Annotated in this window: 17 protein-coding genes; 4 read left to right on the plus strand and 13 right to left on the minus strand. The window is 73.4% G+C overall.

What is annotated here, in order from left to right; genetic code table 11:
- Nucleotides 1-81: 81 nt before the first annotated feature.
- Genes QSJ60_RS16895 through QSJ60_RS16915 form a run of 5 tightly spaced genes read right to left on the minus strand, consistent with a single transcriptional unit; the run spans nucleotide 82 to nucleotide 6,158 of the window.
- Nucleotides 82-1,290, minus strand: coding sequence for a substrate-binding domain-containing protein (locus tag QSJ60_RS16895; protein WP_189085972.1), 1,209 nt, complete (start codon nucleotides 1,288-1,290; stop codon nucleotides 82-84).
- On the minus strand, nucleotides 1,290-2,468 hold the full coding sequence (locus QSJ60_RS16900; RefSeq protein ID WP_230764623.1) for an ABC transporter permease: 1,179 nt from the start codon (nucleotides 2,466-2,468) through the stop codon (nucleotides 1,290-1,292). Before QSJ60_RS16900 ends, QSJ60_RS16895 begins: the two co-directional genes overlap by 1 nt.
- Nucleotides 2,465-3,550, minus strand: a complete 1,086-nt coding sequence (locus QSJ60_RS16905) for an ABC transporter permease (protein WP_230764625.1) — start codon at nucleotides 3,548-3,550, stop codon at nucleotides 2,465-2,467. Before QSJ60_RS16905 ends, QSJ60_RS16900 begins: the two co-directional genes overlap by 4 nt.
- Entirely contained in the window at nucleotides 3,547-5,055 is a 1,509-nt protein-coding gene (locus tag QSJ60_RS16910) for a sugar ABC transporter ATP-binding protein (protein WP_230764627.1), read from the minus strand. The genes QSJ60_RS16905 and QSJ60_RS16910 overlap by 4 nt, the downstream gene beginning before the upstream one ends.
- Nucleotides 5,052-6,158: a Gfo/Idh/MocA family protein gene (locus QSJ60_RS16915; RefSeq protein ID WP_285464722.1), complete on the minus strand. Its 1,107-nt coding sequence runs from the start codon at nucleotides 6,156-6,158 to the stop codon at nucleotides 5,052-5,054. The genes QSJ60_RS16910 and QSJ60_RS16915 overlap by 4 nt, the downstream gene beginning before the upstream one ends.
- Before the next feature lie 115 nt (nucleotides 6,159-6,273).
- Here QSJ60_RS16915 and QSJ60_RS16920 point away from each other — a divergent pair, with 115 nt between their 5' ends.
- Nucleotides 6,274-7,461 (plus strand): ROK family transcriptional regulator, encoded by a 1,188-nt coding sequence (locus QSJ60_RS16920; RefSeq protein ID WP_230764631.1) that lies wholly within the window; start codon nucleotides 6,274-6,276, stop codon nucleotides 7,459-7,461.
- Between the two features lie 9 nt (nucleotides 7,462-7,470).
- Here the strand turns inward: QSJ60_RS16920 and QSJ60_RS16925 are convergent, their stop codons facing one another.
- The 4 genes from QSJ60_RS16925 to QSJ60_RS16940 all read right to left on the minus strand — a co-directional run bounded on the left by QSJ60_RS16925 (nucleotide 7,471) and on the right by QSJ60_RS16940 (nucleotide 13,112).
- Entirely contained in the window at nucleotides 7,471-8,487 is a 1,017-nt protein-coding gene (locus QSJ60_RS16925) for a LacI family DNA-binding transcriptional regulator (RefSeq protein ID WP_285464725.1), read from the minus strand.
- 10 nt (nucleotides 8,488-8,497) lie between these two features.
- Nucleotides 8,498-9,487: a nucleoside hydrolase gene (locus tag QSJ60_RS16930; protein ID WP_230764635.1), complete on the minus strand. Its 990-nt coding sequence runs from the start codon at nucleotides 9,485-9,487 to the stop codon at nucleotides 8,498-8,500.
- A complete protein-coding gene (locus QSJ60_RS16935) occupies nucleotides 9,484-11,703 on the minus strand; it encodes an arylsulfatase (protein ID WP_285464727.1) in 2,220 nt (739 codons plus the stop codon). Before QSJ60_RS16935 ends, QSJ60_RS16930 begins: the two co-directional genes overlap by 4 nt.
- Before the next feature lie 68 nt (nucleotides 11,704-11,771).
- The gene (locus tag QSJ60_RS16940) at nucleotides 11,772-13,112 is read right to left on the minus strand and encodes an MFS transporter (RefSeq protein ID WP_189085685.1); all 1,341 of its coding nucleotides are present in this window, start codon (nucleotides 13,110-13,112) and stop codon (nucleotides 11,772-11,774) included.
- Between the two features lie 250 nt (nucleotides 13,113-13,362).
- Between QSJ60_RS16940 and QSJ60_RS16945 the strand changes: the two genes are divergently transcribed.
- Nucleotides 13,363-14,025: a YqaJ viral recombinase family protein gene (locus QSJ60_RS16945; RefSeq protein ID WP_285465367.1), complete on the plus strand. Its 663-nt coding sequence runs from the start codon at nucleotides 13,363-13,365 to the stop codon at nucleotides 14,023-14,025.
- Nucleotides 14,022-14,810 (plus strand): alpha/beta fold hydrolase, encoded by a 789-nt coding sequence (locus QSJ60_RS16950; RefSeq protein ID WP_285464730.1) that lies wholly within the window; start codon nucleotides 14,022-14,024, stop codon nucleotides 14,808-14,810. The genes QSJ60_RS16945 and QSJ60_RS16950 overlap by 4 nt, the downstream gene beginning before the upstream one ends.
- On the opposite strand, the gene QSJ60_RS16955 is transcribed toward QSJ60_RS16950, so the two are convergent.
- Nucleotides 14,749-15,456 carry a Pr6Pr family membrane protein gene (locus tag QSJ60_RS16955; protein ID WP_285464732.1) on the minus strand — a complete coding sequence of 236 codons (708 nt, stop codon included), beginning with the start codon at nucleotides 15,454-15,456 and terminating at the stop codon, nucleotides 14,749-14,751. The genes QSJ60_RS16950 and QSJ60_RS16955 overlap by 62 nt on opposite strands.
- Nucleotides 15,457-15,500: 44 nt before the next feature.
- Nucleotides 15,501-16,460, minus strand: a complete 960-nt coding sequence (locus QSJ60_RS16960) for an ArsR/SmtB family transcription factor (protein ID WP_230764644.1) — start codon at nucleotides 16,458-16,460, stop codon at nucleotides 15,501-15,503.
- Nucleotides 16,461-16,516: 56 nt separating this feature from the next.
- Here QSJ60_RS16960 and QSJ60_RS16965 point away from each other — a divergent pair, with 56 nt between their 5' ends.
- Nucleotides 16,517-17,875, plus strand: coding sequence for an MFS transporter (locus QSJ60_RS16965; RefSeq protein ID WP_285464734.1), 1,359 nt, complete (start codon nucleotides 16,517-16,519; stop codon nucleotides 17,873-17,875).
- On the opposite strand, the gene QSJ60_RS16970 is transcribed toward QSJ60_RS16965, so the two are convergent.
- Both QSJ60_RS16970 and aceB read right to left on the minus strand, forming a co-directional pair.
- Nucleotides 17,872-18,426 carry a GNAT family N-acetyltransferase gene (locus QSJ60_RS16970; protein WP_285464736.1) on the minus strand — a complete coding sequence of 185 codons (555 nt, stop codon included), beginning with the start codon at nucleotides 18,424-18,426 and terminating at the stop codon, nucleotides 17,872-17,874. The genes QSJ60_RS16965 and QSJ60_RS16970 overlap by 4 nt on opposite strands.
- A 73-nt stretch (nucleotides 18,427-18,499) precedes the next feature.
- Nucleotides 18,500-20,164 carry a malate synthase A gene (aceB, locus tag QSJ60_RS16975; protein WP_285464738.1) on the minus strand — a complete coding sequence of 555 codons (1,665 nt, stop codon included), beginning with the start codon at nucleotides 20,162-20,164 and terminating at the stop codon, nucleotides 18,500-18,502.
- Between the last annotated feature and the right edge of the window lie 55 nt (nucleotides 20,165-20,219).

Below are 20,219 nucleotides of genomic sequence, written 5' to 3' on the forward strand. Positions count from 1 at the left end.
CCGTGTCGATGGTGAGCGTATCGGGACCGCGGCGCGTGCCGCGGCCCCGATACGCGATCGGCGTGTTCCCCCAGCGCCGGTTTACGGGATGACGCGGTCCTCCCAGACCTGCGGGTAGCCGGGCAGGTCCTCGCCGCCGAACTTGGCGTAGTGGCCGTCGGGCATGCCCTCGTTCAGCGCGAGGTACTGGTCGACCTCCTCGGCCGTGATCGGCGACTGCGGCAGCACCCACTCGACCGGCACCTGCTCGCCCGCGAAGATCTTCTGCGCGGCCAGCAGCGGCGTGCGCCACTGGAAGTTGGAGTACACGGGGGCGAGCCCGGTGAGGCCCGTCTCCTTCCACTTGCGGAGGAAGCTCATCTCGTCCTCGCCGGTCATCACGGGGTAGTCCGCACCGGCGTCCTCGAAGGCCTCGATCGCGGCGACGGCGCCGTCACCGGCATCCATCCAGATGCCCTGGACCTCGCCCTTGGCGAGCTCGTCCGAGATGATCTTCTTGATCTCGGCCGGGTCCGCACCGGTGAAGTAGTCGACCGCCTCGATGCCGGCCTCGTCGAACAGCTTCTCGGCCGCGGCCCAGCGCTGCTCGAGCACGTCGACGCCCGGCAGGATGCGGAGCGCGACGACCTTGTCGCCCTTCTCGAGGTTGTCGATCAGGAACTCGGCCGTGTCGATGCCCCAGGCGAAGCCGCCGATCGGGTGGATGAACGTGACCGGGCAGTCGGTCTGCACGCCGCGGTCGAAGACCACGACGGGCTTGCCGGTGTCGCAGGCGCGCTCCACGGCGGGCGTCATCGCCGCCGTCGAGTTCGGCGAGATCAGGAAGATGTCGCAGTTGCCCTCGTCGATGAAGTAGTCGATGTCGGCGATCTGGGTGTCGTCGGAGTCCTGCGCGTCGCGGGTCTCCATCTCGCTGATGACGCCCGCGTCCTGCAGCACCTTGAGCTGCTGGTTCATGGTGATCCAGCCGGTCTGGCGCCACGGGTTCGAGATCGAGGCGTTCGCGAAGCAGGCCTTCTTCGGGCCGGTGCTCGCGTACTGCGCGGTGTCGACGAGCTCCGCGTTGATCGTCTGCAGCCACGGCTGCCCCTCGGGCCCCTCGGGCACGACGGTGCGCTCGGCGTTCTGCTTGTCGAAGAGGGCCTGGTCGAACCACTCGACCGACGCCTCCTCGCTGGACTCGGGCGCCTCGCTCGAGTCGGTCACGCTCGGATCGGTCGTGCAACCGGCGAGCGTCATCAGCGCCACGGCGCCGACCATGGCGGATGCCACGGTGAACCTGCGTCGCATCACGAACCTCCCTTGGTTTCGTTGTCTGCCCTCTGCGTCGAGGGAATGGGTGCAGGGGTGGCGGGCGTCTCCGGGGAGTCGTCCGTCTTCGCTCCGGATGCGGGCGAAGTCTCTGGGGCCGCCTGGGGCGGCGGGGCCTCCGGCGGCCGACCGGCCGGGGCCTCGAGGGCCCGGCCGCGGCGCCTGGCGCGGAAGGTGGTCGCCGAGTAGGCGACGGCGAGGATGATGATCGCGCCCTGCACCGCGTCGCGGTACGTCGAGGGCACGCCGGCGAAGTTCAGCAGCGTGAAGAGGGCTTCGAGGGCGAAGGCGCCGGCCGCCGCGGCGACGACCCAGCCGCGCCCGCCGCCGAGCACCACGCCGCCCAGCACGACGGCGGTGATCGCCGTGAACTCGTAGCCGCGGCCGACGGAGGGGTGCACGCCGGCGTAGCCGACGAGGAGCACGCCCGCGACCGTCGCCGAGAGCGAGGAGATCATGAACGTCGAGGTCTTCACCCACCAGCTGCGGGTGCCGGAGAACCGCGCCGTGGTGGGGTTGTCGCCGAGCGCGATGATGGTGCGGCCGAAGGGGCGCCGGGCGAACCAGACGGCGAGCACGAGCACCACGACGAGGATGACGACCGACCACGGCAGGATGTCGATCACGGGAATGCCGCGGATGCCGCCGCGGCCGATCTCGCGGAAGCCGTCGGCGGGGTTGCCGGTCGCGGCGCCGCCCGTCCAGTAGAGGACCGCGCCGAGCAGGGCGAGCATCATGCCGAGGGTGACGATGAAGCTCGGCACCTTCAGGAACGAGACGATGAGCCCGTTCACGAGGCCGATGACCGCGCCGAAGCCGAGCATGAGGGCGAGCACGGGCAGCGCCTTCGACTCGTCCTGGCCGATGAGGTTGCCGGCGATCACCACCTGGGCGGTGACGACCGAGCCCATCGAGAGGTCGAACTCGCCGCCGACGATGACGAAGTACTGGCCGATCGCGACGATCGCGACGGGCGCGACCCGCTGGACGAAGCGGATGAACTGGCTCGGCTCGGCGAAGGAGGGGTTCAGCGCCGCGATCGCGACGAGGAGCAGCACGAGCAGCAGGAAGACGGCGCCGCGGGGGCTGATCAGGGTGCGGGCGAGGCCCGCGAGGCGCTGCCCGGCGCTCGGGCGGAGCTCGGTGGCGGCGGTCATCGGACCCCTCCTTCCGCGGCGGCGGGCTCGGCCGGCTCGGCGGGTGCGGCGAACGCCTCGCTCGAGGCCGGCGGCGGCGCACCGCCCCCGTCGAAGCGCGGCCGGCGGCGCTCGACCGAGCGGCTGGCGTAGACCGCGACGGCGGCGACGATGACGATGCCGCGCACGACGTCCTTCAGGAACGGGTTCACCTGCATGACGCTCATCACGTTGTCGACGACGGCGAAGATCGCGACGCCGCCGATGGTGCCCCAGACGGAGCCGCGGCCGCCGAGCAGCAGGGTGCCGCCGAGCACGACCGCCGCGATCGAGAGCAGGTCGTAGCCGCCCTGGGCGCCGAACGTCGGGTTGCCCACGCCGGAGCGGCTGGCGAGCAGCAGGCCGGCGAGGGCCGCGCTCATCGAGCACAGCACGTGGGCGATGATCACCGGTCGGGCGGTGCGGATGCCGGAGAGCCGCGCGACCTGCTCGTTGCCGCCGACGGCGTAGATGTGGTGGCCGGTGCGGGTGCGGCTGAGGAAGAGCCACACGAGCACGGCCACGGCGAGCATCAGGATGGTCGACACCGGCACGGGGCCGAGCCCGGTGGCGCCGATGAGCCGGAACTCCATCGGCACATCGCCGCTCGTGCCCTTGTAGTTCGAGTCGAGGAAGCCCTTGATGATGAGCCCGGTGCCGAGGGTGGCGATGAAGCCGTTCACCTTCAGCTTCGTCACGATGAGCCCGTTCGCGAGGCCGATGAGCCCGGCGACGCCGAGCGAGGCGGCGAGCGCGAGCGGGATGTTCGCCGGATTGCCGGCCATCAGATCGGCGGCGATGAGGCTCGACAGGCTGATCACGTAGAGCACGGAGAGGTCGAGCGAGGCGCAGAGCACGACGAGCGTCTGCCCGATCGCGACGAAGCCGAGCACGCTCATGCCGGTGAGGATGTCGCGGATGTTGCCGGGGCTGAAGAAGTTGCGGCCGACGGTGGCGACGAGCACCGCGCCGATCGCGATCACCACGACGAGCGCGATGCCGACGACGAGCGAGGAGTCGAGGCGGCCGCGCCGGCGGCGGGCGGTGGGGGTCACGGCGCTCATGCCGCCCCTCCCCCGGGCTCGATCGCGGCGAGGGTGCCGGTGGCGGCGGCGAGGATGGTCGCCTCGTCGCTGCGCGCAGGCAGCTCGGCGGAGGCGCGGCCGTCGTGCATCACGATGATGCGGTCGGACATGCCGATCACCTCTGGCAGTTCGGAGGAGATCATGAGGATGGCGACTCCTTCTCGGGTGAGCCGGCGCATGAGCCGGTAGACGGCGACCTTCGCGCCGACGTCGATGCCGCGGGTCGGCTCGTCCATGAGCACGACGCGGGGGTTCGTGGCGAGCCACTTGGCGAGCACGACCTTCTGCTGGTTGCCGCCGGAGAGGTACTGCACCTCCTGCTCGACGCCGCGGGAGGCGACTTCGAGGCTGGAGAGCACGCCGGGCAGCTCCCGCCGCACCGCGGCGGTGCGCCTCGAGAACACGGAGCGGATGACGAGCAGCGCGTTGTCGAGCACCGATTGGTTCAGGGCGAGGCCCTGGGCCTTGCGGTCCTCGGTGACGAGGGCGAGGCCCTCGCGGACGGCCTGGCGGGCGCCGGTGACGCGGATCGCCCGGCCGTCGAGCTCCATGGTGCCGCGGGTGAACGGGGCGATGCCGAAGACGGCCTCGGCGAGCTCGGTGCGGCCGGAGCCCTGCAGCCCGGCGACGCCGACGATCTCGCCGGCGCGCAGCTCGAGCTCGATGCCGTCGACGTAGCCGTTGCCGGCGCCGCGCAGCACGAGCCGGGGTTCGCCGAGCTCGGTGCCGGGCTCCGCCTCGGGGAAGTAGCTCTCGATGGGGCGGCCGACCATGCGGCGCACGAGCTCGTCGGTGTCGAGCTCGGCGGCCGGGCCGGTGGAGACGAGCGCGCCGTCCTTCAGCACCGTGATGGTGTCGCAGAGGTCGAAGATCTCCTTCAGCCGGTGCGAGACGTAGAGGATGGCGACGCCCCTGGCCTTCAGCCGGGCGATGATCGCGTAGAGCAGCTCGACCTCGTGGTCGGCGAGCGCGGCGGTCGGCTCGTCCATCTGGATCACGCGGGCATCGACGGAGAGCGCCTTCACGATCTCGACGATCTGCTGTTCCGCGACGCTCAGTCGTCGCACCGGGGCATCCGCGTCGATGAAGTCGATGCCGAGCTCGGCGAGCAGCTGCTCGGTCTGCCGGACCATCCGCCGCCGGTCGACGAGACCGTAGCGGCGCGGTTCGCGACCGACGAAGACGTTCTCGGCGACGGTGCGCTCGGGCAGCAGGTTGAACTCCTGGAACACGGTGGCGAGGCCGGCCTCGGCCGCCTGCACCGGGTGCTGGAAGTCGACCTCCTCGCCCGCGATGCGGACCGTGCCGCCGTCGCGCTGGTACACCCCGGCGAGGATCTTCATGAAGGTCGACTTGCCGGCGCCGTTCTCGCCGATGAGGCCGTGCACCTCGCCCGGGTGCAGGGTGAGGCCGACGCCGCGGAGCACCTGAACGCCGAAGAAGGACTTCTCGAGGCCCTCGGCGACGAGGATCGGCTCGCTCATGCCGCCACCTCCGCCCAGTCGCCGCTGCGGGCCGAGGCGAGCACGGCCTCGGTGACCCGCGCGGAGCGCAGCCCGTCGGCGAAGTCGGGCAGCCCCTCGGGCCGGGCGCCGCCGATGGCCGCGTACGCGTCGGCGACGAAGGCGTTGAACGCGTCCTGATAGCCCATCGGATGCCCCGCCGGCACGAGCGACAAGCGGGCCGCCTCGCTCGAGAGTCTGGCGGGGTCGCGGTCGACGAGCCGCGAGCCGTCGACCCGGCCGAGCCAGAGCCGCTCGGGGCGCTCCTGTTCGAAACGCACCGTCTCGCGGGCGCCGGAGAGCTCAACCACGAGCGCGTTCTTGCGCCCCGGGGCGACCTGCGAGATGAGCAGGGTGCCGATCGCCCCGCCGGCGAGCTCGACGACGACGGCGACGAGGTCCTCCGTGGCGATCGCGTCGCGGCCGGCGCGGTTCGGGTACACGGTGCGGGTGCGGGCGTTCAGGCGCAGGATGCGCTCGCCGGCGACGAACTCGAGCAGGTCGACGAGGTGCGAGCCGATGTCGGCGAACGCGCGCGACGGACCGCCGAGCGCGGGGTCGACCCGCCAGTCGTCGGCCTGCGGGTCGGCGAGCCAGTCCTGCAGGTAGGCGCCGTGGACGCTCACGAGAGGGCCGGCGTCGCCCGCCGCGATCCGAGCCCTGGCCTCGCGGGCCATGGGGTGGAAGCGGTAGATGAAGGGGACCGCGGCGACGAGGCCGCGCTCGGCCGCGAGCCCGGCGAGCTCGGCGGCGTCCGCGGCGTTCGTGGCGAGCGGCTTCTCGCAGATGACGTGCTTGCCCGCGAGGAGCGCGGCCCTGGCGTAGTCCGCGTGGGTCGTATTCGGGGTGCAGACGTGGATCACGTCGATCGCCGGGTCGGCGAGCAGCTCCTCGGCCGAGTCGTAGGCGGCGGCGATGCCGAGCCGCTCGGCGGCCTCGGCCGCGCGTCCCGCGGATGAGGAGGCGGAGCCGGCGAGCGCCCCGCTCGCGGCGCGCGCCGCCCGCGAGTGCACCGCCGCCATGAAGCCGCCGCCGATGATGCCGGCGTGGACCGCACGGGCTGGAGCGCTGACGTCCGTTGTCATGCTGCACATCGTGACACGGTTCGCCGACTTTTGCTAGTCAAGAATCAAAAGTTGATTTGTTCGTTCCGAATTTGTGATGAGTCGGAGCGACAAGGCGGTGTGCTTTACTCGATACATGGTCGACACGAGTCGGGTCTCAGCGCCCGGCACCTCCGGGGCGAGCGAGCTCTTCCAGCTGCTGCGCGACGGTGCGCCGCGCACCCGCGCCGCCCTCGCCCAGGCCACGGGGCTCGCCCGTTCGACCGTCGCCGCGCGCGTCGACGAGCTCATGCGTCTCGGCCTCGTCGCCCCCGTCGCCGACGCCGCTTCCACCGGCGGCCGCCCGCCCTCGCAGTTCGCCCTGAACCCCAGCGCCCGCGTGGTGCTCGCCGCCGACCTCGGCGCCTCGCACGCGACGCTCGCCATCACCGACCTCACGGGGGCGGTGCTCCTCGAGCGCAGCGAGCCGATCGACATCGCCGAGGGCCCGGAGGCCGTGCTCGGCTGGCTCGTCGAGACGGGCGTCGCCATGCTCCGCGAGCTCGGCCGCGACCGCAGCGAGCTCGTCGCGATCGGCATCGGCATCCCCGGCCCCGTCGAGCACTCCACCGGCCGCCCGGTGAACCCGCCGATCATGCCCGGCTGGAACCGCTTCGACGTGCCCGGCTGGGTGCAGCAGCACCTCGAGGTGCCCGTGCTCGTCGACAACGACGTGAACATCATGGCCCTCGGCGAGCGCCAGGCCGCCTGGCCGAGCACCGACCACCTCATGTTCGTGAAGGTCGCGACGGGCATCGGGGCGGGCATCATCTCGGGCGGGCTGCTGCAGCGCGGCGCGCAGGGCATCGCCGGCGACATCGGGCATGTGCGGGTCTCCCGCGGCGCCGGGGTGCCGTGCAGCTGCGGCAACCAGGACTGCCTGGAGGCCCTGGCCTCGGGCCCCGCGATCGCCCGCTCCCTGCGCGAGCGCGGACTCGACGCGGCGAGCGGCCGCGACGTCGTGGCGCTCGTGCAGCGCGGCGACCTCGACGCGATCCAGGCCGTGCGGCAGGCGGGCCGCGACATCGGCGAGGTGCTGACCGCTTCGGTGAGTCTCATCAACCCCTCCGTCATCGCGATCGGCGGCTCGATGGCCCGGGCCGGCGAGCATCTCATCGCGGGCGTGCGCGAAGCGGTCTACACCCGCTCGATGCCGCTCGCCACCGAGCACCTGCAGATCGTGCAGTCCGCCGCCGCCGAGAACGCGGCCGTGCTCGGCGCGAGCATGCTCGCCATCCAGCACGTGCTCTCGCCGGAGGGCGTCGACCAGCTCGCCGCCCGCTGAGCCGCGCGGCTACCGCGTCGGCACGAAGGACTCGCGCACGACGAGCTCGGCCTCGAGCGGCGGGCGCGGGGCGTCCCGCCCGGCGAGGGCGTCGGCGAGCAGTCGCATGATCGCGTGCCCATTGCGCTCGGCCGCCGCGGACAGGGTCGTGATCGCCGGCCGCACCTGGGCGGCCAGCGGCACCTCCTCGCCGCTCAGCACGACGAGGTCGTCCGGCACCCGGAGCCCGCGCGCCTCGGCCGCGCGGATCGCGCCGATCGCCATCGGCACCGTCGCGGCCAGGATGCCGCCCACACTCGCGCGGTCCAGGAGCGCCGCGGCGGCCGCCTGCGCGCCGTCGAAGTCGTAGGGCGTCTCGACGACGAGCTCGGGCGCGCCGGGTGACAGCGCGTCGAGGTAGCCCGCCACGAGCTGCCGGCCCAGGGGTCCGATGCCGGTGCCGACGAGGAGGGCGACGGGACCGTGCCCGGACCCCGCCATCGCGCTCGTCGCCGCCCTGGCTGGCTCGCGGTAGTCGAAGCCGAGGCTCAGCGCGTGCCGGGCGTCGTCGCGGTCGACGGTGGTGAGCACCGGGATGCCGTGCTCGTGCAGCACGTCGAGCGCCTGCAGCGTCTCGGGCTCGACGAGCGCGTCGGCGGTCGCGAGCACCACCGCGTCCACCCCCTGCTTGGGCAGCTTCTCGAGCACCCGCCGCAGTCGGGTCTCGCTGTGCGCGAGGTCGTAGAGCATGACGCTGTAGCCGAGGTCGTCGGCCTCGTGCGAGATCGTCTTCGCGAGGCCGCCGTGGAAGGGCTGCGACACGTCGCCCACGAGGAGCGCGATGGTGCCGGTGCGCCCGTTGCGGAGGCTCCGGGCGGCGGCGCTCGGCACGAAGTTCAGGCGATCGGCGGCGGCGCGCACCTTCGCGAGCGTGTCCGGCGTGACCCGCTCCGGCTCGTTCAGCACACGGGAGACCGTGGTGCGGGAGACGCCGGCGAGCCGGGCGACATCCAGGATGGTCGCCTGGCCGCGTTCCGGTGCCGTCACATCCGCGATCCTATCGAGGCGGGACCGCCGCACCGGCGTCGACGGCGGCGAGGAACAGCTCCGCGCAGCGCTCGCCGTCGAGGTCGAGCACGACCTCGACGTGGCTCTCGGCATCCTTCGTCGCCTCCCCGCCCGCGCCGAGCCCGGTGCGGAGGTCGACGACGGTGCAGCCGCGCGTCGGCCCCTCGGCGAGCGCGACGCGCACGGGCGCGCGCCGGAGCCGCAGCAGCGTCGGGTCGATCACCGCGGCGACCGTGCCGGCGTCGCCGATCGCCGCGGCCCCGGTCCCGTCGACCCGGCCCTCGTCCTCGGTGACCCCGGCGAGGTGCGCGAGCAGCGAGCCCGCGGCGCGGGCGACCGGATCGGCCGAACGGCCGAGCTCCGCGATCCGCTCGGCGGGCACCGTCGCGCGGTAGAAGGGCTCGAGCCCGTACATGACGACGGGCACCCCGCTCGTGAGCACGATTTCGGCTGCCTCGGGGTCGTGCCAGACGTTGAACTCGGCCGCCGCGGTCGCGTTGCCCGCGCCCACCGCGCCGCCCATCATCACGACCCGCGCGATGCGCGGCGCGACCTCGGGGTGCATCCGCAGCAGCACTGCGAGGTTCGTGAGCGGTGCGAGCGCGATCACCGTGACCGGCTCGGGCGCGGCGAGCAGCGTGCGGCGCAGCAGCTCGACCGCGTGCACCGGCTCCACCTCGCGCTCGCTCGGCGGCAGCTCCAGGGTGCCGAGCCCCGTGGCGCCGTGCACGTAGCTCGCGTCCTGCGGCGTCTCGACGAGCGGCCGGTGCATGCCCGCGGCGATCGGCACCGGCGGGGCGTCGGCGAGGTCGAGGACGCGCCGGGTGTTCTCCACGACCTTGGCGAGCGGCACGTTGCCGCCCGCGCAGCTGACGGCGAGGACGTCCAGGGCGGGATGGCGCACCGCGAGCAGCAGGGCGAGGGCGTCGTCGACACCGGTGTCCACGTCGAGGACGACGGGAATCGGCCGCGCGCTCATTCGCTCGCCAGGATCAGCTCGGCGTACTCGACGGCGTCGTCGGCCGCGGGGTGCACGTCGATCGCGACGAGCTCGAGCAGGGCGGGGTCGATCGGCACAGCCTGCAGCGGGCTGAACGCGCTGACCGGCGCGAGGCCGACGTCGAGGCCCCAGAACGACAGGTGCGCCCCAGTGCGCGGGATCCGCGCCGAGCCGAGCTGCTCGCCGCCGGCCTCGAGCACGAGCTCGCCGCTGAGGTCGGGCAGCGAGCGCAGCCGGAACCCGGCCTCCCGCTCCCCCGGCGCGAGGGCCCGCGATGCGCGCAGCTCGACGGTCTCGCCGAGCGCGGAGTGGGCGAAGGCGAGCACGCCGTCCTGCAGCGCGAGCACGTAGCCGCCCTGCGCGTTGCCGCTCGACAGCAGCACGCCGCTCGCCGTCGAGGCGTCGACGCGGAACCGCGCCCGCACGTCGATCGAGCGGTTCGAGCCGGTCACGGCGCTCGGGAACGGCACGTGGCTCTGGCCCGGGCGCAGCACGATCCGGCGCTCGGCGTAGAGGCCGATGGGCCCGCGCGCCTCGATGACCTCGTGCAGCGGCCGGTCGTCGAGCGGGAAGACGTCGTGCCGCCGCGCCTCCCGCCACCACAGCTCCTGCAGCTCGGCGAGCCGTTCCGGCTCGCGCGCCGCGACGTCGGTGGCCTCGGCGAAGTCGGCGGCCGTGTCGTAGAGCCGCCACTCGTCCTCGGCGTAGTCGGTGCCCGGGACGTGCGCGGTGACGGCACGCCATCCCTCGTGCCAGATCGCCCGGTGGCCGAGCGTCTCCCAGTACTGGGTGCGGCGTCCGGCCGGGCTGTCGGCGTCGGCGAGGGTCGCGGCGACGCTGCGGCCGTCGAGCTCGCCGGGCGCCGGGATGCCGAGCAGCTCGTAGAGCGTCGGCGCGATGTCGATCGCGTGCACGAACTGCCGGCGCACCCCGCCGGGCGTGCCGGGCCCGTTCGGCCAGGCGACGACGAGCGGCGAGCGCACCCCGCCGAGGTCGACGAACTGCTTGTAGCGACGGAAGGGCGTGTTGCCCGCCATCGCCCAGCCCTCGGGGTAGTGCGAGCCGCCCGTGAGGGTGCCGACGCGGTCGAGCTCCCCGACGAGCTCGGCGGCCGGACGGCGGATGCCGCTGTACGGCGCATTGGTGTCGACGTCGCCGCCGGGCCCGCCCTCGCGGCTTGCGCCGTTGTCGCTCGTGACGAGCACGATCGTGTCGCCGAGCTCGCCGAACTCGCGGAGCGCGTCCACGACGCGGCCGAGCTGCGCGTCCGCGTGCTCGAGGAAGCCGGCGAAGGCCGCCTGCAGCGCGGCGTAGACCCGGCGCTCGTCCTCGTCGAGCTCGGCCCAGGGGCGCACGCCGTCGTTGCGTTCGGCGAGCGGCGTGCCCTCGGGCACGAGGCCGGCCTCGATCTGCCGGGCGAGGCGGGCGCGCCGCGTCTCGTCCCAGCCGACGGTGAAGGTGTCGAGGTACTGCTCGATGAATTCCCGCGGGGCCTGGAAGGGCGCGTGCGTCGCCCCGAAGGCGAGGTGCAGGTAGAAGGGGTCGCCGGGTCGGAACGCGAGGTGGTCGCGCACGTAGCCGATGGCGCGGTCGGCGAGGTCCTCGCTGAGGTGGTAGCCCTCGCGCTCGGGCACGGGCGCAGGGTGGTTGTCCTCGAAGAGCTCGGGCTCGTACTGGTCGGTGCAGCCGTCGAGGAAGCCGTAGTAGCGGTCGAAGCCGCGGGCGAGCGGCCAGTTGCCGTAGGGGCCGGCGGGCGTGATCTCGTGCAGCGGCGCGAGGTGCCACTTGCCGACGAGGTAGGTGCCGTACCCCTCGCCGCGGAGCACCTCGGGCAGCAGCGGCACGTCGCGGCGGATGGACCCGCGCGAGTTCGGGAAGCCCGTGTCGGTGTCGGCGAGGAAGCGCATCCCGATGCCGTGGTGGTTGCGCCCGCTCAGCAGGGCGGCGCGGGTCGGCGAGCAGAGCGGGGTGACGTGGAACCCGGTGTAGCGGAGGCCGGCATCGGCCAGGGCGTCGATCGTCGGCGTCCGCACCTCGGAGCCGTAGCAGCCGAGGTCGCCCCAGCCCGTGTCGTCGAGGATGACGACGACGACGTTCGGGCGCTTCGGCCCCTCGCGCCGCTCGGGCCACCACGGGGTGGACTCGGCGACGGTGGTGCCGATCCGGCCGGGGAAGTCGGGATGCGTGGTCGACATGGTGGTGCCTTTCCGGGCCGGGCGGATGCCCCGGCCGATGCCTGGTCGCGGGAGGGTGGTGCCGGGCCTCAGCCGGCGTGGCTGCGGGCCGCCGGCTCCGGCAGCGGCAGCACGGCGTGCGAGCCGAAGCGCGGCTTCACGATCGCGGTGAACACGAGGGCGACGACCGCGACGAGCACGAGGTAGCTCGAGACCGACCAGGTCTGCCCGCCCGCGGCGTTCGTGAGCGCCTGCGCGATGAGCGGGCCGAAGCCGCCGCCGAGCACGGTGCCGAGCTGGAAGCCGAGCGACATGCCCGAGTAGCGCACGCGCGGCTCGAAGAGGTCGGCGAAGAGGGTCGCCTGCTGGCTGAACAGCAGGCCGACGAGGATGCCGCTGACGCCCGTCGCCGCGAAGAGGCCGACGACGGTCTCGGTGCCGATGAGCCAGAACATCGGGAACGCCCAGAGCACGAGCAGTCCGAGCCCGACCATGAGCAGCCGGCGCTGGCCGTAGCGGTCGCCGAGGTGCCCGGCGATCGGCGTCGTGACGAGGTTCGTGAGCGAGGAGAAGACGTTCGCGAGCAGCACGACGGTGGGGTCCATGCCGAGGGCGCCGGAGGCGTAGCCGAGCACGAAGACGCCCTGGATGAGGCCGAGGGTGGTGTCGCTCGTGTGGATGAAGACTGCCGCGGCGATCTCCTTCGGGTAGCGCCGGATGGCCTCCCAGACGGGCAGCTTCGCCTCCGCCTTCTTCTCCTGCACGGCGACGAACTCGGGGCTCTCGTCGACCTTCAGGCGCAGGAAGACGCCGACGACGAGCAGCAGCGCGCTCGCGAGGAAGGGGATGCGCCAGCCCCAGGCGACGAGCGCCTCGAGGCCGATGGTGGCGGTGAGCAGGGCGACGACGCCGCTCGAGAGGATGACGCCGATCGGGGCGCCGGCCTGCACGAGGCTGCCGAAGAAGCCGCGGCGCGCGGTCGGGGCGTGCTCGACCGCCAGGAGGGCCGCGCCGCCCCACTCGCCGCCGATGCCGATGCCCTGCAGCACGCGCAGCACGACGAGCAGGATGGGCGCGGCGACGCCGATCTGGGCGTACGTCGGCAGCACGCCGATGAGCACGGTGACGGTGCCGGTGAGCATGAAGGTGAACAGCAGCACGCGCTTGCGGCCGATGCGGTCGCCGAAGTGGCCGAGGATGATGCCGCCGAGCGGCCGGGCGATGAAGCCGACGGTGAAGGTGGCGAGGGAGAGCAGGGTGGCGACGCCGGCGTCGCCCGTGGGGAAGAAGACCTGCCCGAAGACGAGGGCGGAGAGCGTGCCGAAGACGAAGAAGTCGTAGTACTCGAGCACCGATCCGATGGTGCTGGCGGTGACGGCGCGCCAGGAGGCCGCTGGGGCCTTCGTGGGCGAGGGGGCGGTCGTGTCCATGTCACTCCTCATTGAACGTGCGGACTCGGGGATTGGGGGATGGAATCGATTCCGGAATCGATTCCACAGCGTACGTCCCGAGCTCGCGGCCGTCAATCCCCAGCCGAGGGAGCGCGAGCCGGATGCCGCGGCAGCGGCACCCCGCCGCGGCATCCCGCGCCGGCATCCGGCCGCCGTCGCCCGGCGGAGGTACCCTCGGATGGTGACCGAGCCCTTCGCCCTCTTCGACCTCGACGAGGTCGCCCCGCGGGTGTCCGAGGCGCTCCGGCACGAGCCGCACCCGCACGAGCGGCGCATCGTCGCCGACTCCGGCGACCGCGTCGCCTGGCTGCGGGCGCGCAGCCAGGGCATCACCGCGACGGATGCCGCGAAGCTCGCCACCCGCGAGTCGGTCCGCGCGGCAGCCCACGAGAAGCTGCACGGGGCCCGGCGCAGCTTCGGCGGCAGCCGCTTCACCGACCACGGCCGCGAGCGCGAACCCGTGATCGCGGCCTGGGTCAAGCAGACCCACGGCATCCTGCCGTCGAGCCTGCTGTTCCACGCCGAGACCGAGCGCCGCCACCTCGCCACGCCCGACGGCCTCGTGGCCGACGCGGCCGGCCGGCTCACGCTCTGCGAGATCAAGACCACCTCGAAGCCGTGGCGCTCCATCCCCCGCTCGTACCTGCGCCAGGTCTGGTGGCAGCAGTACGTGCTCGGCGCCGAGCGCACCCTCGTCGTCTGGGAGCAGCACGACGACTTCGTGCCCGTCGAGCCCGAGCCGCGCTGCCGCTGGGTCGACCGCGACGACGACGAGATCCAGCGCCTCGTCACCCTCGCCGGCGAGCTGCTCGAGGCGATCGGGCCGCGCCCGCCCGTGCAGCAGCCCCGCGAGCGGGACCGCTCCTTCTACCGGCCGGGCGCCCTGGCGTGACCGCGCTGCTCCTGCACGGACTCGGCGCCGACCGCCGCCAGCCGCTGGAGCTGCTCGCCCCGCCGCTGCTCGGCGTCGAAGGCCCCGAGCAGCGCCTGCTCGCGACCGACGCCCGCGCACACGGCGACTCGACCCGCATCGGCGAACCCGGCGACTTCGCGCTCGACCGGCTCGCCGAGGAGGCCGTCGCCGACGCGCTCGCCCTCGACCCGGGCCTCGCCGAGGGTCCGGTGACGCTCCTCGGCATCTCGATGGGCGCGGCCCTCGCCCTGCGCATCGCGCTGCGCGGCCTGCTGCCCGTCGACCGGGCGGTCTTCGTGCGCCCCTCCTTCGACGACACCCCCTACCCGGAGCACCTCCGGCCGTTCCCCGTGATCGGGCAGCTGCTGCACGACCGCGGGCCGGCCGCGGTCGAGGACTTCCGCGAGAGCTGGCACTACCGCTCGGTGCAGCACCGCTCGCCGGCGGGGGCGCGGGCGCTGCTCAGCCAGTTCGGCTCGCCGCGGGCGGCCGAGCGGGCCGTGCGGCTGGTCGAGGTGCCGCGCAACCGTGCGTTCTCGGGCGACGCGGAGCTCGCGGGTGCGCCCGAGGCGGGCATCCGCTCCCTCGTCGTCGTCGCCGAGCGCGACCCCGTGCACCCGCTCGAGCTCGGCGAGCGCTGGGCCGCAGGCCTTCGGGCCGAGCTCGTCGTCGCCCCGCCAAGGGAGGACGGCATCCCCGCGCTCAGCGCACGGATTCGCGAGGGCGTGGCGCGCTGGCTCGAGGCGAACCCGCCGCGCCGCTGAGCGCCGGGTCGGCCGGGTACGGCCAGCTCGTGCGGCTGAGCGCGAGGACGCCGGCCCCCATCAGCAGGATGAACGCGGCGATCGCGAGGACGTAGACGAGCACGCCGCCGTAGCCGACCCCGGGGGCCACATCGGGATTGAGGAACGGGTACGGGTACCAGTCCGCGATCGGCCCGCGCACCATCGTGTACGCCGCCCAGACGAGCGGGTAGACGGCGACGAGCCAGAGCCGGTTCCAGCCGATCGGACGGCGCCCCGGCGCGAGCACCCAGTCGACGAGCACGTAGAGCGGCGCCCAGACGTGCAGGATCTCGTTCGACCACGGCACCGTCGCCGCCTGGTCGAGCGCGAGGTCGCGCAGCAGCAGGTTGAACACGACGAGCGTCGTCGTGAGGTACGTCGTCGCGCAGGCGCGGACGAGCGCGAACCCCGGGGAGTCGTCGCGCCCGCGGAACGCGAGCACGGCCCCGACCACGAGCACGACGGCGCCAATGAGGTTCGACTGGATGGTGAAGAAGCTGAAGAAGTTCACCAGGAAGACGCCCGGCTCGGGAACGAGGGACAGGCTCTTCACGAACTGGCCGACCACGGCGGCCACGATGGCCGCGGCGGCGACGAGCCGCAGGACCGCGAAGGCGATGCGCATGGCCAGAGCATAGCGGCGCACGGGGGCCTCGCGGCGGGCGGGCGCTACGCGCCGCGCCCCGCGAGCAGCGCCGAGCCGAGCTCGCTGCGCAGGTAGAGCACGCTCCGGCCGGAGCGGGTGCCGACGAGCAGACCGGCGTCGCGGAGGGCGCGCAGGTGCTGATTCACGGCGCTCGTCGTCACGCCGAAGCGCACGCCGAGCTCGGTCGAGGAGGCGGGGTCGCCTAGCGCCGCGAGGAGCTTCGCGCGGGTCTCGCCGAGGATCCCGGCGAGCGCCGCGGGGTTCGCGACTGGCTCGGTCTCCCAGAGCGCACCCTGCCCGCGTGCCGGGTACATCAGCATCGGCGGGCCGTCGCCGACGGGGGCGGACGCGCGCCGGGTGAACATCGTCGGCACGAGGGTGAGGCCGTGCCCGTCGATCGGCTGCACGCGATCGGCCGGGTCGCGCAGCCGCACCGCGACGACGCCGTCGGCGTAGTCGACCGTGGAGGAAATGCCGTTCAGCATCGTCGACAGTCCGTTCTGCGCGATCTGCCGGCCACGGTAGACGACGTCGGCCTCCAGCACGGTGCGCATGCGCGGCCAGTAGGGCTCGAAGGTCGCGGTCCAGAGTTCGCGGAGCGCGCGGACGACCCGCCGGAACGCGGCCCGCGGCGGTCCGGCGAGCGCATCGGGCACCCGGCCGTGCACGGCGACGAGGTCGGCGAGGAACACCTCGACCGGCAGGGCTTCGAGGGCGGCGAACTCCTCGTCGATGCGGGTGAGGGGCGAGGCCGGTCGCGGGTTCAGGAAGTCCGGCGTCCAGAGCCGCTCGTCGATGAGCGCCTGCAGCACCTCGAGGTCGAGCTCGGCACGGGCCGCCTCGGTGCGCCGGAGCCACGGGAGCTGCAACGGGAATCCGGCGGGCATCATGACCGCCCGCAGCGAGAGGCCGAGCTCGCACATCGGCGAGATGCCGAAGCGCACGGCGGCGACGTCGGACTCGCTGAGGACGTAGCTGAGCATGAAGCACAACGCTACATCGTTTTTGCGAGGCATCCGGCTCTGGCAGAACTGAATCCGTGACCAACACCCCGCCCGCCGACGCCCCCGCCCGTCCCCCGTTCCGCGAACGCCTCGCCGCCGCGGTGAGCGACCCCGTGCTGCGCATCCTCGTCGGCTCGACCCTCATCTCGCGCGTCGGGCGCGGCATCTTCCTCACGGTCACGGTGCTCTACTTCACCCTCATCGTCGGGCTCACCCCCGGCGAGGTCGCGATCGTGCTCGCCTCGGCGAGCGCGGCGGGCGTCCTCGCCTCCTTCGCGGGCGGCTGGCTCGCCGACCGGGTGAGCGCGAGGCGACTGCTGCTCTGGGCGACCGGCATCGAGGGCGTCGCCCTCATCGCCTACGTCTTCGCCGGGGACTTCCTCACGGCCCTCGTCATCGCGATCGTCTGCGGGCTCTTCGAGCAGGGCGCGAACTCCACCCGCTCGGCGATCATCGCCCGCGCCTTCGAGGGCGAGGCGCGGGTCGGCGCGCGAGCGGTGCTGCGCACCGTGACGAACGCGTCGATCGCGGTCGGCTCCGGCCTCGGCGCGCTCGCCCTCGCGATCGGCACCGCCGAGGCGTACCGGGCGCTCATCGTCGGCGCGGGCCTGCTCTACCTGCTCGGCCTCGTGCAGCTCGTGAAGCTGCCCGCCCGGGTCGACGCCCCGGCGCGCGCGCCGATCGCCGAGGTCGTCACCGCGACCGGCTCGGTGGATGCCTCGGCCACCGCCGCGGCCGCGCGCACCGCGCGCCGCGATTGGCGCAGCCACTCCCCCTGGCGGAACCCCAGGTACCTCCTGCTCACCGCCCTCAGCGCGATCTTCGGCATGCAGTTCGGCGTCGCCGAACTCGGCGTGCCGCTCTGGATCACCCGCGAGACGGCCGTGCCCGAGGTGCTCATCTCGGTGCTGCTCATCCTGAACACCGTGATCGTGATCGTCTTCCAGGTGCCCGCCTCGCGCGGCACGCACGACCTCCGGGTCGCCGGGCGCGTCTCGGGGATCGCGGCGTGGCTGATGGCCGCGGCGTGCCTCGTCTACGCCGCGGCCGCCGGGCTGCCCGTCGGCTTCGCGATCGCCGTGCTCGTCATCGCGGCCGTCGCGCACGCCTTCGCCGAGGTGCTCTCGCAGGCCGGCGGCTGGGGGCTCAGCTTCGAGCTCGCCGACCCGGTGCGCGCGGGCGCCTTCCAGGGCGTGTTCGGCATGGGCTACTCGGTGGGCGCGCTCGCGGCGCCCCTCGTCGTGAACGCCACGGCGATCTCGCACGGGCTCGCCGGCTGGGCCGTGCTGGCCGGGGTGTTCCTCGCCTCGGGTCTCGGCATCCGCTGGATCGCCCGGCGCGCCGCGAGCCGGGCCGACGCCGCGGCCGAGCTGCCGGAGCCGGCCGCCGCTTAGTCGCCGGCGGGCGCGTCGAAGGCGCGCTCGAGCACGAGGTCGTGCTCGAGGCGCCCGCCGAGGCGGAAGCGCTTCGTGCCCACCCGCGCGAAGCCCTGCTTCTCGTAGAAGCGGATCGCGCGCGCGTTCTCGGCGTTCACGCCGAGCCAGACGCTCGCGGCCCCGCTCGCCGCGGCGACCTCGAGGCTCGCGGTCATGAGCTCGGCCGCCACTCCTCGGCCGTGGGCGGCTGCGTGCGTGTAGAACTTGCTGAGCTCGATCGTGGGCCGGGCGGCGACGGCGGCCGCGGCATCCGCGTCACCGGGCTCGCCGCCCACGAGCATCGACCAGCCGATCAGCCGGCCGTCCTCGTCCGCGGCCAGGAGCACGGCCCTGGCCGGATCGGCCAGGTGCGCCGCGAAGCGCTCCGGCGTGAGTTCGGCCGCGAGGTACGCCGCGATGTCCCCGGCGGTCGCCCCGGGCGGGCAGGCGAGCGGGAAGGTCTCGGCGGCGAGCTCGGCCAGCTCCTCGAGGTCGGCGGGCGCGGCGGCGCGGATCGTCAGCACGGTCACCCTCCGATTCTGCCCGAACACGACTTGCCCGACTTTCATGAAAGTCGGGCAAGTCGTGGGGGTGGGGCGGCGTTCAGAGGAAGCGGGCGTAGGCCCCGAGGGTGAGGAACGTCGGGAACTCCGGCTCGAGCGCCACCGTGCGGAACACCTGGATGGCGTCGTCGAAGCGATCGCCCTCGAAGCGCGGCAGCCCGCGCACGGCCTCGCCCATCGCCTGCACGATGTAGGTCTGGTCGATGCGGGTGCCCTCGGCCGTCACCGTGTTGTCGTGCAGCCACTGCCAGATCTGCGAGCGCGAGATCTCGGCCGTCGCGGCATCCTCCATCAGGTGCTCGATGGCGGCCGCGCCGACGCCGCGGAGCCAGGACTCCACGTAGCGGATGGCGATCTGGATGTTGTCGATCACGCCCGCCTCGGTGACCGCGCCGCCGACGGACGGGATGTCGAGCAGCTGCGCCGCCGTGACCTCGACGTCCTCGCGGAGCCGCTCGAGCTGGTTCGGCCGCTCGCCGAGCACCCGGTCGAACTCGGCGCGCGCCGTCGGGATGAGATCCGGGTGCGCGACCCAGGTGCCGTCGAAGCCGTCGCCCGCCTCGCGGCGCTTGTCGGCGGCGACCGCGGCGAGCGCGCGCTCCGTGATCTCCGGGTCGCGGCGATCGGGGATGAACGCGCTCATGCCGCCGATGGCATGTGCCCCGCGGCCGTGCGCCGTCTGCACGAGCAGCTCGGTGTACGCGCGCATGAACGGCACGGTCATGGTGATCTGCGCCCGGTCGGGCAGCACCCAGCGGCGGCCACGGCTCCGGAACGTCTTCACGATCGAGAAGATGTAGTCCCAGCGGCCGGCGTTCAGGCCCGCGCAGTGCTCGCGCAGCTCGTAAAGGATCTCCTCCATCTGGAACGCGGCCTGGATCGTCTCGATCAGCACCGTCGCTCGGATCGTGCCCTGCGGGATGCCGAGCGCGTTCTGCGCGAAGACGAAGACGTCGTTCCAGAGCCGGGCCTCGAGGTGCGACTCGAGCTTCGGCAGGTAGAAGTACGGCCCGCGGCCGAGCTCGATGAGCCGGCGCGCGTTGTGGAACACGTAGAGCCCGAAGTCGACGAGCGAGCCGGAGGCGTGCATGGCGCGCCCGGTGCGGTCGTGGAAGCGCAGGTGCTTCTCGGTGAGGTGCCAGCCGCGGGGGCGGAACACGATCGTCGGGGTCTCGGCGAGCTCGCGCTCGACGCGGTACTCCTTGCCCTCCGGGCTCGTGAAGCCGAGGCGGCCGCGCAGGGCGTCGGCGAGGTTCAGCTGACCCTCGACGATGTTGCGCCAGGTCGGGCTCGTGGCGTCCTCGTGGTCGGCGAGCCAGACCTTCGCGTCGGAGTTCAGCGCGTTGATCGTCATCTTGCGGTCGGTCGGGCCGGTGATCTCGACGCGGCGGTCCTCGAGCCCGGGGCCGGCGCCCGCGACCCGCCAGCTGCGGTCGGCGCGGATCTCGGCGGTCTCGGGGAGGAAGCGGGGGTCGCGGCCGTTCGCGGCGTCGACGCGGGTCTGCAGCCGGGCGGCGAGCAGGTCGTGCCTGGTGTGCGCGAAGCGGTCGTGCAGCGCCGCGAGGAAGTCGAGCGCGGCCGGGGTGAGGATCTCCTCGTAGCGCTCGCCGAGCGGGGCGGTCACCTCGATCCACGGCGAGACGGTGGCGAAGCCGCCGGCGCTCTGGCGGGGCTCGGTGCGGTCGAGGGCGGGTGCGATGGTCATGAGGTCGTCTCCTTGGTTCCGTGGAGGTGAGGCCCGGCGCGCCGAGGGATGCCTC

Source organism: Agromyces sp. NBRC 114283 (assembly GCF_030268405.1).
In the GTDB taxonomy this organism is placed as follows: Bacteria; Actinomycetota; Actinomycetes; order Actinomycetales; family Microbacteriaceae; genus Agromyces; species Agromyces mediolanus.

Bases quoted from the DNA above. Each gene is read 5' to 3' on its own strand.
- QSJ60_RS16895 (WP_189085972.1), bottom strand. From the start codon at position 1,290: ATGCGACGCAGGTTCACCGTGGCATCCGCCATGGTCGGCGCCGTGGCG.
- QSJ60_RS16900 (WP_230764623.1), bottom strand. From the start codon at position 2,468: ATGACCGCCGCCACCGAGCTCCGCCCGAGCGCCGGGCAGCGCCTCGCG.
- QSJ60_RS16905 (WP_230764625.1), bottom strand. From the start codon at position 3,550: ATGAGCGCCGTGACCCCCACCGCCCGCCGCCGGCGCGGCCGCCTCGAC.
- QSJ60_RS16910 (WP_230764627.1), bottom strand. From the start codon at position 5,055: ATGAGCGAGCCGATCCTCGTCGCCGAGGGCCTCGAGAAGTCCTTCTTC.
- QSJ60_RS16915 (WP_285464722.1), bottom strand. From the start codon at position 6,158: ATGACAACGGACGTCAGCGCTCCAGCCCGTGCGGTCCACGCCGGCATC.
- QSJ60_RS16920 (WP_230764631.1), top strand. From the start codon at position 6,274: ATGGTCGACACGAGTCGGGTCTCAGCGCCCGGCACCTCCGGGGCGAGC.
- QSJ60_RS16930 (WP_230764635.1), bottom strand. From the start codon at position 9,487: ATGAGCGCGCGGCCGATTCCCGTCGTCCTCGACGTGGACACCGGTGTC.
- QSJ60_RS16935 (WP_285464727.1), bottom strand. From the start codon at position 11,703: ATGTCGACCACGCATCCCGACTTCCCCGGCCGGATCGGCACCACCGTC.
- QSJ60_RS16940 (WP_189085685.1), bottom strand. From the start codon at position 13,112: ATGGACACGACCGCCCCCTCGCCCACGAAGGCCCCAGCGGCCTCCTGG.
- QSJ60_RS16955 (WP_285464732.1), bottom strand. From the start codon at position 15,456: ATGCGCATCGCCTTCGCGGTCCTGCGGCTCGTCGCCGCCGCGGCCATC.
- QSJ60_RS16960 (WP_230764644.1), bottom strand. From the start codon at position 16,460: ATGCTCAGCTACGTCCTCAGCGAGTCCGACGTCGCCGCCGTGCGCTTC.
- aceB (WP_285464738.1), bottom strand. From the start codon at position 20,164: ATGACCATCGCACCCGCCCTCGACCGCACCGAGCCCCGCCAGAGCGCC.